Raw genomic sequence first — 17,199 nt, forward strand, 5'->3', positions numbered from 1 at the left:
AAATATGCAAAAATGATTGCAGGGGGTAAGAAATTGTTTAAGGATTTTAAAGTTGTTAAAGAACGTCCCGTTTATATTCAATTGAAAGATTATTTGAAGAAAATGATTATGAAAGGGCATTTGCTCGGGGATCAAAAAATCCCATCAACAAGGGAACTAAGTGAATTACTAAGTGTGAGTAGAAACACTGTACTCGCTGCTTATGCAGATTTAGAGCAAGAAGGACTCATTTATGCAGTTAAAGGAAAAGGGAACTTTGTTGCCAAGGTGGATATATCTAACACTTCGTCTGTTGAAATAGATTGGAAAAATAAACTTAATACAGTGACCGCATTAGCGGACGAATTAGATTTAATGAAACATGGTGTTCGTTGGGAAAAGGGAATGATTGTTTTTAATAGTATAGCCCCGGATGAGAAGCTATTTGATGTTGAAAATTTCAAAAGAGCTTTTCTTACTCGTATGTCCATTGAAGGGGACATCGTATTGAACTACGGATATGCAAAGGGATATAGACCGTTAATGAATTATTTACTTCATTACATGGAAATGAAAGGTGTAGACATTTCGAATAAAGATATTCTAATTACAAATGGATTTACAGAAGGATTGGATATTGTACTCTCTTCTTTATCAAAAAAATCCGGTCGTGTCATTTGTGAGAATCCAACTCACCATGCTGCACTTAAGCTTTTCCGTTTACATGGACTTGAAGTTCATGGGATTGATATGCATGAGGATGGTATTGATACGAATGAAGTTGAAAAAAGTTTGCGTGAAAAAGATTTTGATTTTGCTTATTTAATTCCTTCTTATCATAATCCAACCGGTATTGTTACGAGTTCAGAGAAAAGAACGGAATTGATGAGGTTATTCTCAAAATACAACGTTCCTATTATAGAGGACGGATTTAATGAAGAATTACGTTATTCAGGTTCACATTTAGCTCCATTATTAACTTTTGCGGGAGCTGGCAATAATGTGATTTATATTAGTAGCTTTTCAAAGGTGCTTTTCCCTGGTTTACGTGTAGGCTGGATTATTGCAGATAAAGAGCTGATTCATTATTTAGAAAGCGTAAAAAGAGCAAGAACGATTCACACATCTACGCTAGATCAAGCTGTTCTGTTTCAATATTTACATGAGGGATATTTTGAAAAATATTTAAAAAAGGCAAGATCTGTTTATAAGAAAAAATATGAGTTAGCTGTCGGGGCATGTAACCAGTACATTCCTTTTAAAAGAATGACTGGAGATGGTGGACTTCATTTATTTATAGAGCTAGAAGAGCATATGAATGCCCGCACACTTTTACAAAAGTGTTATGAGAAAGGCGTTACGTTTTCACCTGGAGATGTTTTTTACTCTGATGGAGAAGGAGCAAACACTTTCCGATTAGGGTTTTCGCGCTTGAAAGAAGAAGAAATAGTTCGTGGAATTAAAATAATTGGTGATACATTAAAAAATGAAATTTGGAGTTGAGAAAATGAAAATCGGTGTTATTATGGGCGGGGTATCGTCTGAAAAACAAGTTTCAATTATGACGGGGAATGAAATGATTGCTCATTTAGATAAAAATAAGTATGAAATAGTTCCAATTACATTAAACGAAAAAATGGATTTAATTGAAAAAGCGAAAGACATTGACTTTGCATTGCTCGCATTACACGGAAAATACGGAGAAGATGGGACAGTTCAAGGAACACTGGAGAGTTTAGGGATTCCTTATAGCGGAAGTAATATGTTATCTAGCAGTATATGTATGGATAAAAATATTTCGAAAAAGATTTTACGTTATGAAGGTGTAGAAACACCAGATTGGATTGAACTTACAAAAATGGAGGATCTAAATCTTGATGAGTTAGATAAGTTAGGATTTCCATTAGTGGTAAAACCAAACTCTGGCGGATCGAGTGTCGGGGTGAAAATCGTTTACAATAAAAATGAATTGATCTCAATGCTAGAAACTGTATTCGAATGGGATTCTGAAGTAGTAATTGAGAAGTATATAAAAGGTGATGAAATTACATGTTCTATTCTGGATGGAAAACAGTTACCTATAGTTTCAATTCGACATGCAGCCGAGTTCTTTGATTACAATGCAAAATATGATGATACTAGTACGGTTGAGGAAGTTATCGAACTTCCAGCAGAAATTAAGGAACGTGTAAATAAAGCTTCACTGACTTGTTATAAAGCATTAAAATGTAGTGTTTATGCAAGAGTTGATATGATGGTGAAGGACGGAATTCCATATGTAATGGAAATTAATACATTACCAGGGATGACACAATCAAGCCTATTGCCCAAAAGTGCAGAAGCAGCGGGAATTAGTTATAGCAAACTATTAGATATGATTATTGAAACATCATTAAAAGTTAGAAATGAAGAAGGGTTTTAAGGAGATTATATAACGAATTCTTTTGACAGTTTCACGAAGTATGCTATGATGAATACATTATAAAAACAAAATATTTATCCACTAGGGGGGCCTTTTATAGGCTGAGATCAAATGTGATTTTGAGACTCTTAGTACCTGATCTGGTTAATGCCAGCGTAGGGAAGTGGGAAAGACGTTGCTATTTAATGAGTAAATAAATACTGTCAATTTCACTTTCTTTACGCCTGTAAAGAAAGTTTTTTTATTTTACAGCTTTAATAATTGTGGATAAATACTTATATTTTATACATTATTGGAGGGATTTAAATGACTTTTTCACAATCATTACGTAAAGAAGTAGATTCAATTTGGGAAGCGAGTTTTAACCATCCTTTTGTAAAAAAACTTGGTGAAGGAACGTTAGATTTAGCTAGTTTTCGTTATTATGTGCTTCAAGATTCATATTATTTGAGTCATTTTGCTAGAGTACAAACTTTAGGAGCTGCAAAAGCTCTTGAATTAGAGACGACAGCTCGTATGGCACATCATGCTCAAAATACATATGAAGCAGAGTTATCTTTACATGAGAATTTTGCTAAAAAACTAGGGATAACGAAAGAAGAAAAAGATAATTTTATTCCTGCGCCAACTGCATATGCGTATACTTCACATATGTATCGTGCTGCGTATGAAGGGCATTTAGGAGATATCATTGCAGCAATTTTACCTTGCTATTGGTTGTATTATGAAATTGGCGAACGCTTAAAAGAGTGCCAGCCGGAAGAGCCAATTTATAACGAATGGATTTCTGCTTATGGATCTGATTGGTTCCGTACGCTAGTTGAAGAACAAATTACACGTTTAGATACTATCGCTGAAAAAGTAACAGAGGCAGACCGCAAACGTATGAAACAGCATTTTATTATTAGCAGTCAATATGAATATTCATTTTGGGAAATGGCTTATACATTAGAAAAGTGGCCAGTGGATACAGACGTAAAAGACGTAATTGGATAAAGAATAGAAGTAATGTTATAGATAGGTCTGGATCATACCTATCTATATATTTTTTCTTGTCAAATTTGCGTAAAGTCATTAGTGCTACGGATATGGCGAAATAGAATATCGATAATTTAGCTCATTTACTTGTCTACGCATTAACTGGATAAACTTCTGTCACATTTATTTTACAATTAAAGAACGTAAATGTTGGTGGTATGAAGTTAAATAAGAAAAGAAACCCGAGCTATTAGCTGTAACGGAGTTGTTTTTTCTTTGCAGGAATTTCTAAATTATCATGGAGTGTTGTTAATACGATATGCAAATATGCATATCGTATTTTTTTGAGCTCTTTATGTGTTAAAATTAGATATAGAGATATGTAAATATAAAGAAGCAAAAGCAGGAATATCCAATGAATTTTGAGAGGTGTTATATGTTTACAAATAAGAAATTAATTCGATTTGGTTTATCGTTGTTTGTATTTTTAGGGATAATTAATTTTACAATCAGCTATTTCCAAACATATCTTGAAACAGCAGCAGATATTAAATGGGTAATTCCAGAAATTTGGAAAACTATTTTGCTAGATGTTCCTCAAGGTATACTTGTTCTTTTAGGCGCAATTGCTTTATATGATTTCACAAAAGAGGCATCACAAAAAGACGCATCAATCTAAGTGTGTCTTTTTTCTATTAGGAATTTCATAGAGAGTTTTGCTGGAGAAATAGAATGAAAAGCCCTAATAAGGGCTTTTTTCTTTGTAGGAATTTCTTATCTGTCATAGAAACCGGTCACTTGGAGGTGTTATAGCGAAAGCCATTTACAGTACAGAAAAATCTAAGCAGCAGACGGAAATATATAGGACATGGCATCATAATTATTGAGAAATTAATTGAACTTAGTAAGTATGAAGATATGACGCTAGAATTCATATTTTTTAATTTTTATTTATCCCGCTATTTGCCGGGCAGTAAGCCCCCCACCTCAAAATTCAGCGGAAGCAAAGAAGTTAGGTAGGGGATGAACAAAACCCCACTGATTAAAGTTTCACTTTATAAAAATGAGCCCATAGTAAAAATAGGTATATGAACAAGGTGCATCATCTAGTGATAAGTCATACTTTGTTGGTGTACGTATTGAACTTAGTTTATAGCGCTATTTCTACTTAGATGTAACGAACAGGAATATAGGGAAGTATCGATGAGGTTGTATTTTATAAACGGAGGTTATGAAAATGAATCAGTTTCAACAAGAACTACAAGCGTTAAGCCTTAATGATTACCGGTCTGGAAATATTGTCTATTGGGACCAGCAAAACCAATATCCATATTACTATATTGAAGATGCTGCTCGTCGCTGTGGCGGTTGTGGTGGAGGTCGTTGTGGCGGCTTCCGTTGTGGTGGCTTCCGTTGTATTGGTTGCTTCGGTTGTTTTGGTTGCGGAGGCTGTGGCGGTTGTGGCGGCTGTGGTGGTTGCTCTAACTGTTTTGATGGTTTTACTGATACTACCGGTACTATTGTAACGTATGAATATTGATAACATCTATCTTGCTAGTTGCGGGCAGTAACATCCCCCAAAAAATTCAGCGAGAGCAAAGAGAAGTTAGGTGGCGGACTGCCCATAAAAGCCCGATTGGTGAGAGCTGATTAAAGTTTCACTTTATCAATAAAAAAACATTAGTTATATGTACGTGCCGACAAAGAATATAGCCATTTTTAATGGATATATTCAATCATTCAAGTGAAAGAGTAACAATAAGATATATAGATGTAATCAAGATGTGATGGATAAAGCAATGACTAGATTTAAAATCTAATCATTGTTTTTTTCTTATGGTTTTGTCATTAAATATCTGTCTAGTTTAGGCATTGCTTCCTTCTAGCTAACGAATTTATTACAAATTTGTAAGGTTAATGTAATGTTAATCGATAGTAAATGAAGATGCTTGAGTGTAATTTAAATAAGATTAAAAAGTACTGTTTATCTATAAAATAATCGGGTAAATACTATGTAATTAGGAAGTGTATGAATATGATTGAACTAAAATCTATTATCCATTCGTATAAACTAAAGAGAAAAATAGCTAAAGATTTATACGGAAAAAGAGATGAATTGACACTGTTATTAAATGAATTTAATAAAATGAAATGTACAGTAACATCTGAAAAGAAGAAAAATAATATATTATCTCGTTTGCAACTAATTTATCAAAATATGAAATCGGATAAGCAGTACCCTCTAGCAGTTGCTTTTGATAGTAAATTATTGGAGCGATTAGAAAAAGAACCTCTACATACTATTGAGGATGGTGTAACATGTTTACATCTAATGTTAGATGTGAATTATGAGAAAATAAAACAATATGGTTCGAGTACAAGTAGGTCATTTGTTCCATTATCGCAGTCTTCTATTTGTCTTGCTGATTGTATTTGTTTAACAGGAGTTGTAGTAGGTTTACTAGGAGCAATTTCATTTGGGGGATTACTGTTATCTATATGTTCAATTACATAAAGGTTGATATTTGTAAAAAGGGCACCGAATTAAGGTGTTCTTTTTTGGTTTTTTTGTAAAGATATTGTAAATGATAAGTACAATGCATTAAGTGTAATGTATAATTCGAATGTATCAAAATTCAAATATAATAGAGGTGTTATACATGATAATTACTTTGAATTTTTAAAAGAGTTGGTTTGATAATAATTTATGTAGATAAACAGTTTTTACGTTTCTTTTAAATACTTGGTTTAAATGGATTAGATTAAGTAACTATTGTTCTAGCTTTTTGATAATCAAGACAACTGAAGAAAGGAAGGAATCATTTTATGAAAAAATTAAGGCTGCTAACATTTGAAAATATAGTAGAACCCCTTTTAAATGAAAAGGTATCATTTATATACTTTCCTATTGAATGGCTGGACATGGTAGAGATACATTATAAGACATTTTTATTAACGAGTAAGTTGAAACGTTTGAATGAAAGATTGTATGATATGTTTTCGGATATATTGTTTATTCAGCATAACCCATACGTATTAAATGAAAATACACCATGGATTGTATCGAAAGAACCTATTAGACAAGAGCAGCTCGATTATATTTTTCAAAGTTGGTATGAGATTATTCATGATTGGAAACCAAATAGATTAGTAGAACCACCAAAATATGAATGGCAATCCGATTTGATTTCTAATTTGCCAGTACTACATGATAATGAAACGTATTCTAAGTGGGTGCCCGCTTTAATCTCACATATTTTTTGTGAGCGTCCTATATATTTAAAAAATACAAATGAAGAAGAAATCTATTTTTCCCCTCTTAGATCACAAAATATTTGTGAGGCGATGTCAGGGCCGATAAAAGATGAAAAAACACAAGATTTTTTCTCCTATGTATATCGATTCGAATGCATAACCCGCGGTGGTGAGAACGCTCCATTATTAAATATTTCAATAGGGATTCGGAGATTTTATCAAGAATATAATCACCCAGATATTCCTTTACTTTTAAGACGGAAACGAGGCATGATATTGATTTCTACCTCAGAGTTTGCGTCAAATAATAAAAAAATACGGTTTGTAAAACTAAAAATACAACAAGCTACAACCGGCATGAAATGGATTAAGATATTTAGAAATTTAAAAGATGATTTTCAAATAGGGGGAGAGGTGGATTTAGACCATATTCTCCAATATCCGAAAGATTATATTGTAGGAGAAAATAAAAGGGTGTTATTTCCATACAATGAGAGAATTTATAAAGTTCAAGGTACTAAAATAGAACCGGGTATAACAGTAAAGGAAAGAGAGTATTTATTTAAAGAATTTCAGCGTAAATTCTCTTATTTCACAATACTTCCAGAATGTAAAAAGGTAGCTACAAATAACAAAAATGAATTATTTCCTTTATTTGCCCCAAAAGGATTAGAGACATTAACATTAGAAGTTTGGTCTGAAGATATAGTGCTGGAAATAGAACAAACATTACTTGAGAGTCAAATTGTTTTGACTAAAGTTGGTGAAAATTCTTATGTATTGAATACAGATTTTCCAGTGTTATTAAAGATTGTGAGATACAATATTGAAAAGGTGTTACAAAATCCATATAAAATGCAATATTGCCAAAAATATAAAACAAATCTTGTAGATGATGTTACGAAAGCTGTCTATGCTACCGCGGGCGAGCGCAGTGATGCGACATTAGCATTAATCGCATTGAAAAATTGTGATGGACGAGAAAAAATTGATCCAAAACAAATCATTAGAGAGGGATTTGCACGAGCAAACCGTATTTCAACATTTATTAATTTATTTATAGGCCAAAGTGTATCTCGTAAAACAATTGTAAATAGTGTTTTTAGTTTATTAGAGCAAAAAGGATTTTTGAAGCGTAGTTGGAATAAGATAAATTTACCTTGTATATATGTTAATTTATCAATTGAACGAATATCGAAATTTGATTTCTTACCTATTCTTTCAAAAATAAAAGGAAAAGAAATTTTATATAAATTATATGGGAATACAGAATGGCAAACGATTGATTACGTATTATTAAATATAAATAAACATAATGCATTTTTACCACAACCATCAAAGAGAAATGATATGGGAGCTCTTTTTAAACAATATGTTTCCGAAACATTAATGGAAATTGTACAATATGCAAAAGAACAAAATGAACAAGTTTATTTCATTGTAGATGCAAATTTGAGAAGGTATTGGATAAAAGAGTTACAAAATAAAGAAATTAATACAGATATTTTACCTGATATTGTTGCAGAGGTGTTAAAGGTTCCAAATTTAAATATTATTAGAATAAATACAGGTTTTGATGTACCAAGTTACGGTGTAATAGAATCTGATGATGCTCTAGATAGCATTGGCTTATATACAGATCAAAAAGGGATGTATTATAGCACTGGTGAATATTCACTTAATTGTAGTGGGATTTTTCAGCGATATATACTTGAAATTTTACCATTGGGTGTAAAACCTGTAGAAAGGGATTATATCGCTAAAATGATACATTACATGTGCTGTAATTCTAGTATGCTTTCGAAAAAGAATGTACACATTACATATTCCATGCATATGGAAAAAGTAATAAAGAGTTATATTACTGACATAGATGCAAGAGAGTTTAAAGAATTTGATGATGAATTGGATGTAGATGTAGTAAAAGTAGAAAAGAAAGATTCAATTATTCTACTTTAAATACTAGTAAACAAATCCTGCTCGTTATATCGATCAGGATTTGTCATTTTTTTATGTAAATAAGGATATCCTTTGTCAAGTATCTTTTCGTTTACATATTTACTTTATGTGCAGACAGGATTAATATGTTTTTTAGAAATACAAAAACTATTTCATATGGAAAAACGATTTTTATTAATTGAAAAAATTTGAAAGGAATGGGGAATTGTGAAGAAATTAGATGTGCTCTTAATGCTATTGAGCGGCCTCTTTCCAATTGCAGGACTTACAAAGCAAATCCCTCTAGAACAATCTATATATATTGGAGGGCTTTTATTTTTTACTAGTTTCGGTAGTTATTTTGCTAAAAAGATGTATTCACGTATATGCAGTTGGATAGCGTATGCGCCATTTATAACACTACTGTTAGTTATTTGGCATCAAGATATTGCAACAAGCTCAATCATAGCAAATGCGAAAATTGCTGCATGTGTCGCGTTAATTCCATGTTTATTCCGTTTTCGTACATATGGACTTACTTTGGGCTTATTCTCATTATGGGCCGCTTTACTATGGGATATAAAAGAAGTACAGTCGTTAGTCATACTTGAACGCATAACGAGTTTAATGACAAGCCATTATGTATATATATTACTATTAATTGGAGGACTTGTATTAGGAGGATTACTTGCGATGTTCATTCACCGCAAAGAGAAAGATAATCAAGAAAATATAAATCTACTTGGACCAAAAAAGAAACGCAAAAGATTATCAATTAAGATTCGACTTCCAAGATTGCCGAAATTAAAGATGAAACTATTTAAGTTTGGTGGGAAAGAATCTAAAAGTAAAATGCCAGAAAAGATCCATGAGTATAAGTACGAAGAACCAGTTGCAACATATGAAATGACAGAGCAAATAGATCCATACAAAGAAAATGCAGTTCAAGGTCAAACAAGGATGGAACGCCGAAGAAATAGGTATAATGCATAATGAGGTTTAATAACCCCGTAATGACTTATCTTAATATTGATAAATCATTACGGTTTTTTTATGTAATGAAATGAAGGTTGCTAATGTGGGGGGAACAGCATATTTTATAGGTGGGAACCAAAATGAAATAAGGGGAGGATAAAATGCTTATCATTACATATATATCTGCTTGTATATTATTCTTAGTTAGTTTTTTACATGTATATTGGGCTTTCGGAGGTAATTGGGGGACAAATAGTGTTATTCCAACTAAAGCAGGGGAAAAGGCGTTTACACCTCGTGCCGGAATGACATTGGTCATTGCATTATTATTAAGTATGGCAGCAATAATTTTGTTGCAACAAGCAAATATTGTTCATTTTGCAGTTCCTAATGTTATTATTCAAGTCGGTTCCTGGATTTGTATGATCGTCTTTTCTATTAGAGTAATTGGTGAATTTAACTATTTTGGTATCTTTAAACGACAAAAAGATACGCACTTTGCAAGAATGGATACCGGTTTATATATTCCACTTTGTGCATTTTTATCTTTATCTTTATCTTTCTTATTAGCAATAATTTTGTGAGTGAATAATAGTAGTTTCCGTTCTCAAAATATATATAAACGTGAGAAATCTAAGAGGTAAATAAAAAGGATGTAAGCGCCTTCTTGTCGAAATGTAAATTATTATGAAAGGCGGTGACACTATGAAGTATGTAAAAGTTAGTATGAATGGTGGAAGTGAACATAAATTCTCAATGACTTTAGATCGGTTTGAAGAACTTATTACTACAGAGAATGGGATATTAGAAAATAAATTAGTATGTATTGAAAATGTAATGATTAATCCTACTAATATATCTTCTGTAGTTGAAAAAATTGGTGTACCGGCTAAGTTTATGGAAGCTTAAAATCTTTAGATAAAAAACATCCATTGAGGATGTTTTTTAATTTATAAATATGAAATTGTGCAGTGAAATTTTGAGTAGATTTTTTAGCAATGACTGTGCATATATTAAGTACCTGAACATGTTGCTTAATACATGCACGAAATAATAAGCACAAGCATATATTATGTAGTAGGACAAGATCTTCGTGTCCTACTTAATACTCAGAAAAAACCTCTAATCACATAAGAGCAGCTAATTGCAGGGTGCTCTTATTTTTTATGAAAATCTACTATGAGCCTTATTTTATAGTAGGATGCAATAATAAAGGGCTATTTTGAAATAGTGTTTTTTAGCCTTTAATTTTAAATTTATCTTTAACGTTAATAAATATTAAAAATAATATGATAGCAGAAATTAAGTTAGATAAGTAGAAATTTTGATGAAACAGTAGTTCAAAGATGACATCGAAAGTAACGAATAAGGCAATAGCAGGTAGTATGCAAATAAATATAAATCTCCAATTTTTTAAGTAATGTTTATAATTTGTAAGTACTTTATCCATAAATATAGCTCCTATATTTTTGTTTTTATATAATTATACATTTAGATACAAGGATTTTCAAAGTAAAAATATTTAGCAATTCAAAAATATAAGGAGAGCTTTTGTTGAAAATCCAGATTGCTGTAGTAATCTGGATTTGACTTTAAAGAACTATACTAAAATGATACACTATAATCTACGTTATTTTTGAAATGAATAGAGGGATTTGTGTGATAGATAAAATTAAAAATGCTGTAGAGGATATGTACGAAGATGAGGCTAAAGATTTACTTCAAAGTATTCTCATACAGTTAAACTTATTAGAAGAAAACTATAGTGAAGATACAATTAAAAATTTGATGGATATTCCGAAACAATTAACAAGTAATCCTACTTATAAAAGGAATGTAAAAGACAGTACGCACGTACATATTGCTTTTGATGATTCAACGGCTGGTTGCTTAAAATATATGTTAAGTCAAGAAGAATTATTTGAAGAGAGTGTTGTTGCTTTTTCGGAATTTTTTTCAATTGGACCGATATATAGGTTGCATACGAATGAGGGGCAACTAGCAAGACAGAAGTGGTTAATAAATAACTTAACTGCATATGATAGTTATTTTGAAGAAGAATATTTATCAAGATTTATAGCAACTATAGAAGAACTACATACTATTCCTGTTGAAACACCTATTACAATTTGGAAGGCTGATAATGCACATGAACATGTAGGCCTAAGTTTTGTAATAGCACAATTAAAGGATAAGAAAAACATTCGAGTTATTAATACGTCTGAAGCAAGCAGAGAAATATTAAAACAAGAGTATGATATTCGTGGAACGGGAGAATTACCACCTGAAAGTTTAGCTCTATTCCAAAAAAGTTTTATAAAGTTACCTTATTTAACTGAAGAGAAGCGAATGAAGTTTGAACATGAGTGGGATAGATTATCGGAAAGCATAGAATGTTTAAGAGTGTGGAAAGAAAATGAAGTGCATTTTGTACAAGAAGATTATTTTGATCAATTTATAATTGAATGCGCGAAAAGTGTGGGTGCTGATCGAGAGTTCCTCAAAGCTCCTAGAGTAATTGGTGAAGCACTTGGTCTTGTTGAACAATTGGTTGGAGATACATTCTTAGAATATCGCTTGAAACAATTAATTAAACAAGAAGTATTTGAATTTGAAGGTTCGTTAGATGAAATGCGTTTTTATAGTGTGAAGTTAAGGAAATAATAAACACATTCTATTTTTGAAAGGCTCGTATTTTTAATAATACGAGCTTTTTAAGTTGAATTTGGGCTATACATAAGCTTCCTAGAGAGGGCATATCACATATGAATGATAAAGGTAATGAATGAAAAGAAGGTGATTTGTTAATATGTATAACCAACAAAATTATCCATATGATCAAGCGATGTATTATAATCCACAAAACTACGGGTATGAACCTACAAATGAAGTGAGAGATATTGAACAAGAAGATTACAGACCAGATGATGCGGAGGATGCTCCAACGTCACCACCACCGTCACAAGCGCCATCGTTACCGTCTACATTTGCTTCTCCAGCACAACCAGGCAATATGAAATCATGGATGTGTAACTGTTTAGGAAGATGGGGCTATTTACGTTTACATCGTCCTGGACCTTTTGGAAGGGATTTATGGTTCTTTCCGACTGAAGTGAGAAGAAACGGAGTATCAGGTTACACTTGGCAAGGTGGTCGTCGTCGTAAAGTAAGTTATCGCTATCAACAAATTAGTAATTTTATGTGCTTCGCATAAAGAGAGGTGGGAGAGTAAAACGATTGTACTCTCTCACTTTTTTATTTTTCAATATACGAAGTAAGATTTTGATTAAAAATTTACAATTTTCACGTTTTTATTAGAGTATAATGCATATGTTGGTTGGTTTTCAAAAACAAATGAGAGTGAGGGAATACAATGTCAATGAAAAACAAAGTTGGGTTAAGCATAGAGGATGGCATTAATTTAGCTTCAGCTCAGTTTAAAGAAGATGCGTATGAAATTTATAAAGAATCGCGAAAAAAACAACCTATATTATTTGTAAACCAAGTTGAAATCGGTAAAGAATGGCTCATTACTAGATATGAAGATGCTCTGCCACTTTTAAAAGATAATCGTTTAAAAAAAGATTGGACAAATGTGTTTTCTCAAGATATAAAGAACATGTATCTTTCCGTTGATAATAGTGACCACTTAACAACACATATGCTAAATTCAGATCCACCTAACCACAGTCGTTTACGATCTTTAGTTCAAAAGGCTTTTACACCGAAGATGATTGCACAATTAGACGGAAGAATTCAGAGAATAGCAGATGATTTGATAAGTGATATAGAGCGAAAAGGTACATTAAAGCTTGTGGATGATTATTCATTTCCATTACCAATTATTGTAATAAGTGAGATGCTCGGTATTCCAAAAAAAGATCAAGCGAAATTTAGGATTTGGTCTCATGCTGTTATTGCATCACCAGAAACACCTGAAGAAATAAAAGAGACTGAAAAACAACTATCTGAATTTATTACATATCTTCAATATTTAGTTGATATTAAAAGAAAAGAGCCAAAAGAAGACTTGGTGAGTGCTTTAATACTTGCAGAGAGTGAAGGGCATAAACTTAGCGCTCGGGAACTATATTCAATGATAATGCTATTAATTGTCGCAGGACATGAGACGACAGTGAATTTAATTACAAATACGGTATTAGCACTTCTTGAAAATCCAAATCAATTACAGTTATTAAAAGATAATCCAAAACTAATTGATTCGGCTATTGAGGAAGGATTGCGTTATTATTCTCCAGTTGAGGTTACAACTGCAAGGTGGGCAGCGGAACCTTTTCAAATTCACGACCGAACAATTGAAAAAGGAGATATGGTTGTCATTGCCTTAGCTTCTGCAAACCGTGATGAAACTGTATTTGAAAACCCAGAAGTATTCGATATTACTCGAGAAAATAATCGTCATATTGCCTTTGGTCATGGTAGCCATTTCTGTTTAGGCGCTCCACTTGCGAGGTTAGAAGCAAAGATTGCTATTACTACTTTGTTTAATCGAATGCCTGAACTACAAATAAAAGGGAATCGTGAAGAAATTAAATGGCAAGGGAACTATTTAATGCGTTCTTTAGAGGAATTACCTTTAACTTTCTAGAATAGTTAAAAGGAGACATGCATACATCGAAAATGATTTACATAGAGTATGTATGTGTTATTTAAATTCGAAACGGAAGGGTGAAGACATCCCAATGATCAACTAATTCTATTTGTAAGAGATCTTCGTTAAAAAACGAAATATTCTTCTGAATAGGGTTAGTCTGTACATTTATAGAAAAGGGATGTATTTCGCTCTGCGAATATATAGTCTTTTTATATGATTTGTGCTGCCTCCTGTTCAGAACATGAAATAGGAGGCTTTTTTATGTCGACAAATGTAGTAACGAAACAAAACAATGGGGTATCACAAGTATTAAAAAATCGGTTTGTACAAGGGATTTTAGCATCAGCATTATTTTTACAAATAGGAATATGGGTTCGAAACTTTGCGGTATTACTATATGTAATGGAAATGACAAAAGGTGATGCTTTTGCTATTTCTATGATTTCAGTTGCTGAATTCGCTCCAATTTTTATTTTTTCATTTATTGGCGGTACCTTTGCTGATAGGTGGAAGCCAAAGAAGACAATGATATGGTGTGAAACGTTAAGTTCCATTTCAGTATTCGCTGTATTAATTACGCTTATGTTTGGAACGTGGAAAATTGTGTTTTTTGTGACACTCATCTCTGCAATCCTTTCACAGTTTTCACAACCATCTGGAATGAAGTTGTTTAAACAACATTTATCAACGGAACAAATTCAATTAGCGATGTCTATATATCAAACGATATTTGCAATATTTATGGTATTAGGACCAATTCTAGGGACATTTATCTTTCATAGTTTTGGAATTTATATTTCAATCATCATAACAGGTATCTCGTTTTTACTTGCGGCAGTTGTATTGTTATTTCTTCCGAAAGATCTTGAAAACGACGTAGAAAAGAAAGGTATCACTCTGCTGCAGGAGATGAAGGATGGTATTAAGTATGTCAAAAAGAAAAAAACATTAACTTTGCTAGGGCTTTGTTTTATGGCTGCAGGACTAGGTATAGGATTAATTCAGCCATTAGGTATATTTATTGTGACTGAGCAGTTAGGATTATCAAAAGAGAGTTTACAGTGGCTACTAACAGTAAATGGTGCGGGAATGATTGTTGGCGGAGCATTAGCAATGGTATTTGCGAAAAATGTTGCTCCGCAAAAGATGTTAATTATCGGTATGCTTGGTCAAGCAATTGGTATTGGCATTATAGGATATTCTACAAATTTATGGGTGACACTTACGGCGCAGCTTTTTAGTGGTTTAGCTCTTCCTTGTATCCAAATTGGTATTAATACGCTTATTATTCAAAATAGCGATACCGATTTTATAGGTCGTGTAAATGGTATTTTAAGTCCGCTTTTTACCGGTTCAATGGTAGTAACGATGAGTATAGCTGGTTCATTAAAAGAGATGTTTTCATTAAGTATGATGTATGAAGGGACGGCTTTACTTTTTATAATTGGATTATTGTTTATTTTACCTATATACAATTTAAAGCCAGTAATAGCGGTAGAAAGTGAAATAAGTGGTAAAGGAAGTGCCGTACAAAATGAATCCTAATCCAAATGTTAAATACCCTATTGAAGGAAATCAAAACGTTCAATTTATAAAAAATATAATAACAAAACCTAATATACTTGTTGGTGACTATTCTTATTTTGATGCAAAAGATGGAGAAACATTTGAAAATCGAGTATTACATCATTATGAATTTCTTGGAGATCGCCTTATTATTGGAAAGTTTTGTTGTATTGCATCTGGAGTTAACTTTATTATGAACGGAGCCAATCATCGGATGGATGGATTTTCGGCATATCCATTTAATATCTTTGGAAATGGGTGGGAGAAGTATACACCTAGTTTGTCTGATTTACCTTATAAAGGTGATACAGTTATAGGAAATGACGTTTGGATTGGTATGGATACAACAATTATGCCCGGAATAAAAATAGGGGATGGTGCAATCATTGCAGCTAAATCTGTTGTGACTAGAGACGTCGCACCATATACAATTGTTGGTGGAAACCCTGCAAATAAAATAAAAGAGAGATTTTCAAATGAAATAATTCAAGAATTATTGCAAATTCAATGGTGGCATTTTGATATTGAAAAAATAACTGGAAATATTGATGCTATTGTATGTGGAGATATTGAACCATTAAGAAAGCTAAAAAGGGAATAAAAAATGGATGACAAATAGTATCATACCTCCGAATTTTGTTAATGATAATAGAACGAGGAGGTGTGATACTATGGCACAAGACGTTTTATGTGAAGTAAATAACTGTAAATTTTGGGCGAACGGTAATAAATGTAGTGCAGAGGCAATTTACGTAGTAAGTCATAAAGGTAAACATGCATCTACAACGGAAGAAACAGATTGCAAAACTTTCGATCCAGAAGTGTAAATGTTTGAAGGGTAGCCAAATCGTGGTTGCCCTTTTATTAATTATAGTATTGATAATAAATATCATTTTCATTCATTGTTTTTAACTTTTCTTGTTATTTTTTCATATTTTTTTCATAAGTGATGTAATCCAACTCAATTCATGTTCAATTCGTGATTTACTAAATTCAATGACTTCAGTAATAAAAGATGAGGTAACATCTAGAGACTGAATAGCAGTAAGCTGATTATGTAGTACGTTTTGACGTACAGTCAAAATCTCTTTTCTATCCTCATAGTCAAGTTTTTCAAATAGCGCAATACGAACAAGAAATTCTGTATTGTTTGTCGCAAGTTTTTCGGGAAACTCTCGTAACATTTCAGAAAAAATTTCTTCTCCTGTTTCTGTTATATCGTACATATTTCGGTTTGGTTTTCCGACTTGTTTATGTGTTTTTTTCGTTATAGCACCCATATTTTCAAAGCGCCGAAGGGCTGGATAAAGCATGTTGTGATTTAATTCGAAATTTTCACCTAAACGATTTTGAACATTTTTTTTAATTTCATATCCATGTTTTGGTCCTGTTGTTAATTCTGCTAGTAGTAAAATGTCAACGTACATAAAAATCCCCCTTATATATTTCTCAAGTTCTCTAATGAAAAATC

Annotated in this window: 18 protein-coding genes, 1 pseudogene and 1 riboswitch; of the genes and pseudogenes, 17 read left to right on the forward strand and 2 right to left on the reverse strand. The window is 32.3% G+C overall.

What is annotated here, in order from left to right:
- Positions 1 to 33 precede the first annotated feature (33 nt).
- The 11 genes and pseudogenes from pdxR (at position 34) to MHH55_RS07095 (ending at position 10,456) form a co-directional block, all read left to right on the forward strand.
- Complete coding sequence (gene pdxR, locus MHH55_RS07045) at positions 34 to 1,482, forward strand: MocR-like pyridoxine biosynthesis transcription factor PdxR (RefSeq protein ID WP_000471644.1); 1,449 nt, start codon at positions 34 to 36, stop codon at positions 1,480 to 1,482.
- A 4-nt stretch (positions 1,483 to 1,486) separates the two neighbouring features.
- On the forward strand, positions 1,487 to 2,401 hold the full coding sequence (locus MHH55_RS07050) for a D-alanine--D-alanine ligase (protein WP_000690435.1): 915 nt from the start codon (positions 1,487 to 1,489) through the stop codon (positions 2,399 to 2,401).
- 73 nt (positions 2,402 to 2,474) lie between these two features.
- Positions 2,475 to 2,580, forward strand: a riboswitch (TPP riboswitch).
- Positions 2,581 to 2,707: 127 nt separating this feature from the next.
- Positions 2,708 to 3,397: a thiaminase II gene (gene tenA, locus MHH55_RS07055; RefSeq protein ID WP_000144509.1), complete on the forward strand. Its 690-nt coding sequence runs from the start codon at positions 2,708 to 2,710 to the stop codon at positions 3,395 to 3,397.
- Between the two features lie 397 nt (positions 3,398 to 3,794).
- Complete coding sequence (locus MHH55_RS07060) at positions 3,795 to 4,058, forward strand: DUF3937 domain-containing protein (protein ID WP_002082716.1); 264 nt, start codon at positions 3,795 to 3,797, stop codon at positions 4,056 to 4,058.
- Positions 4,059 to 4,616: 558 nt separating this feature from the next.
- Positions 4,617 to 4,919, forward strand: coding sequence for a heterocycloanthracin/sonorensin family bacteriocin (locus tag MHH55_RS07065; protein ID WP_060852103.1), 303 nt, complete (start codon positions 4,617 to 4,619; stop codon positions 4,917 to 4,919).
- 145 nt (positions 4,920 to 5,064) lie between these two features.
- Positions 5,065 to 5,199 (forward strand): annotated as a pseudogene (locus tag MHH55_RS07070) (site-specific integrase); the annotation flags it as partial.
- 209 nt (positions 5,200 to 5,408) lie between these two features.
- On the forward strand, positions 5,409 to 5,894 hold the full coding sequence (locus MHH55_RS07075; protein WP_002182774.1) for a hypothetical protein: 486 nt from the start codon (positions 5,409 to 5,411) through the stop codon (positions 5,892 to 5,894).
- A 311-nt stretch (positions 5,895 to 6,205) separates the two neighbouring features.
- A complete protein-coding gene (locus MHH55_RS07080; RefSeq protein ID WP_340880551.1) occupies positions 6,206 to 8,593 on the forward strand; it encodes an RNaseH domain-containing protein in 2,388 nt (795 codons plus the stop codon).
- A 207-nt stretch (positions 8,594 to 8,800) separates the two neighbouring features.
- A complete protein-coding gene (locus MHH55_RS07085; RefSeq protein WP_000732180.1) occupies positions 8,801 to 9,565 on the forward strand; it encodes a DUF3959 family protein in 765 nt (254 codons plus the stop codon).
- Positions 9,566 to 9,708: 143 nt separating this feature from the next.
- A complete protein-coding gene (locus MHH55_RS07090) occupies positions 9,709 to 10,131 on the forward strand; it encodes a DUF3995 domain-containing protein (RefSeq protein ID WP_078188120.1) in 423 nt (140 codons plus the stop codon).
- A 121-nt stretch (positions 10,132 to 10,252) separates the two neighbouring features.
- Positions 10,253 to 10,456: a hypothetical protein gene (locus tag MHH55_RS07095; protein ID WP_000878369.1), complete on the forward strand. Its 204-nt coding sequence runs from the start codon at positions 10,253 to 10,255 to the stop codon at positions 10,454 to 10,456.
- 328 nt (positions 10,457 to 10,784) lie between these two features.
- On the opposite strand, the gene MHH55_RS07100 is transcribed toward MHH55_RS07095, so the two are convergent.
- A complete protein-coding gene (locus MHH55_RS07100) occupies positions 10,785 to 10,997 on the reverse strand; it encodes a hypothetical protein (protein WP_000362067.1) in 213 nt (70 codons plus the stop codon).
- Between the two features lie 209 nt (positions 10,998 to 11,206).
- Between MHH55_RS07100 and MHH55_RS07105 the strand changes: the two genes are divergently transcribed.
- The 6 genes from MHH55_RS07105 to MHH55_RS07130 all read left to right on the forward strand — a co-directional run bounded on the left by MHH55_RS07105 (position 11,207) and on the right by MHH55_RS07130 (position 16,555).
- On the forward strand, positions 11,207 to 12,211 hold the full coding sequence (locus tag MHH55_RS07105; RefSeq protein ID WP_078187646.1) for a DUF1835 domain-containing protein: 1,005 nt from the start codon (positions 11,207 to 11,209) through the stop codon (positions 12,209 to 12,211).
- Between the two features lie 145 nt (positions 12,212 to 12,356).
- Positions 12,357 to 12,761 (forward strand): hypothetical protein, encoded by a 405-nt coding sequence (locus MHH55_RS07110; RefSeq protein WP_000282687.1) that lies wholly within the window; start codon positions 12,357 to 12,359, stop codon positions 12,759 to 12,761.
- A gap of 159 nt (positions 12,762 to 12,920) precedes the next feature.
- Positions 12,921 to 14,156 carry a cytochrome P450 family protein gene (locus MHH55_RS07115; protein WP_078187645.1) on the forward strand — a complete coding sequence of 412 codons (1,236 nt, stop codon included), beginning with the start codon at positions 12,921 to 12,923 and terminating at the stop codon, positions 14,154 to 14,156.
- Positions 14,157 to 14,423: 267 nt separating this feature from the next.
- Positions 14,424 to 15,707, forward strand: coding sequence for an MFS transporter (locus MHH55_RS07120; protein WP_078187644.1), 1,284 nt, complete (start codon positions 14,424 to 14,426; stop codon positions 15,705 to 15,707).
- Complete coding sequence (locus tag MHH55_RS07125) at positions 15,697 to 16,329, forward strand: Vat family streptogramin A O-acetyltransferase (protein ID WP_001069245.1); 633 nt, start codon at positions 15,697 to 15,699, stop codon at positions 16,327 to 16,329. The genes MHH55_RS07120 and MHH55_RS07125 overlap by 11 nt, the downstream gene beginning before the upstream one ends.
- Before the next feature lie 70 nt (positions 16,330 to 16,399).
- Positions 16,400 to 16,555 carry a DUF1540 domain-containing protein gene (locus MHH55_RS07130; RefSeq protein ID WP_000046095.1) on the forward strand — a complete coding sequence of 52 codons (156 nt, stop codon included), beginning with the start codon at positions 16,400 to 16,402 and terminating at the stop codon, positions 16,553 to 16,555.
- A gap of 102 nt (positions 16,556 to 16,657) precedes the next feature.
- Here MHH55_RS07130 and MHH55_RS07135 read toward each other — a convergent pair whose 3' ends face one another.
- Positions 16,658 to 17,155 (reverse strand): PadR family transcriptional regulator, encoded by a 498-nt coding sequence (locus MHH55_RS07135; RefSeq protein ID WP_078187643.1) that lies wholly within the window; start codon positions 17,153 to 17,155, stop codon positions 16,658 to 16,660.
- Positions 17,156 to 17,199: the final 44 nt, after the last annotated feature.

Origin of the sequence: Bacillus sp. FSL K6-2944, assembly GCF_038005385.1 — a bacterium.
Classification (GTDB): domain Bacteria; phylum Bacillota; class Bacilli; order Bacillales; family Bacillaceae_G; genus Bacillus_A; species Bacillus_A cereus.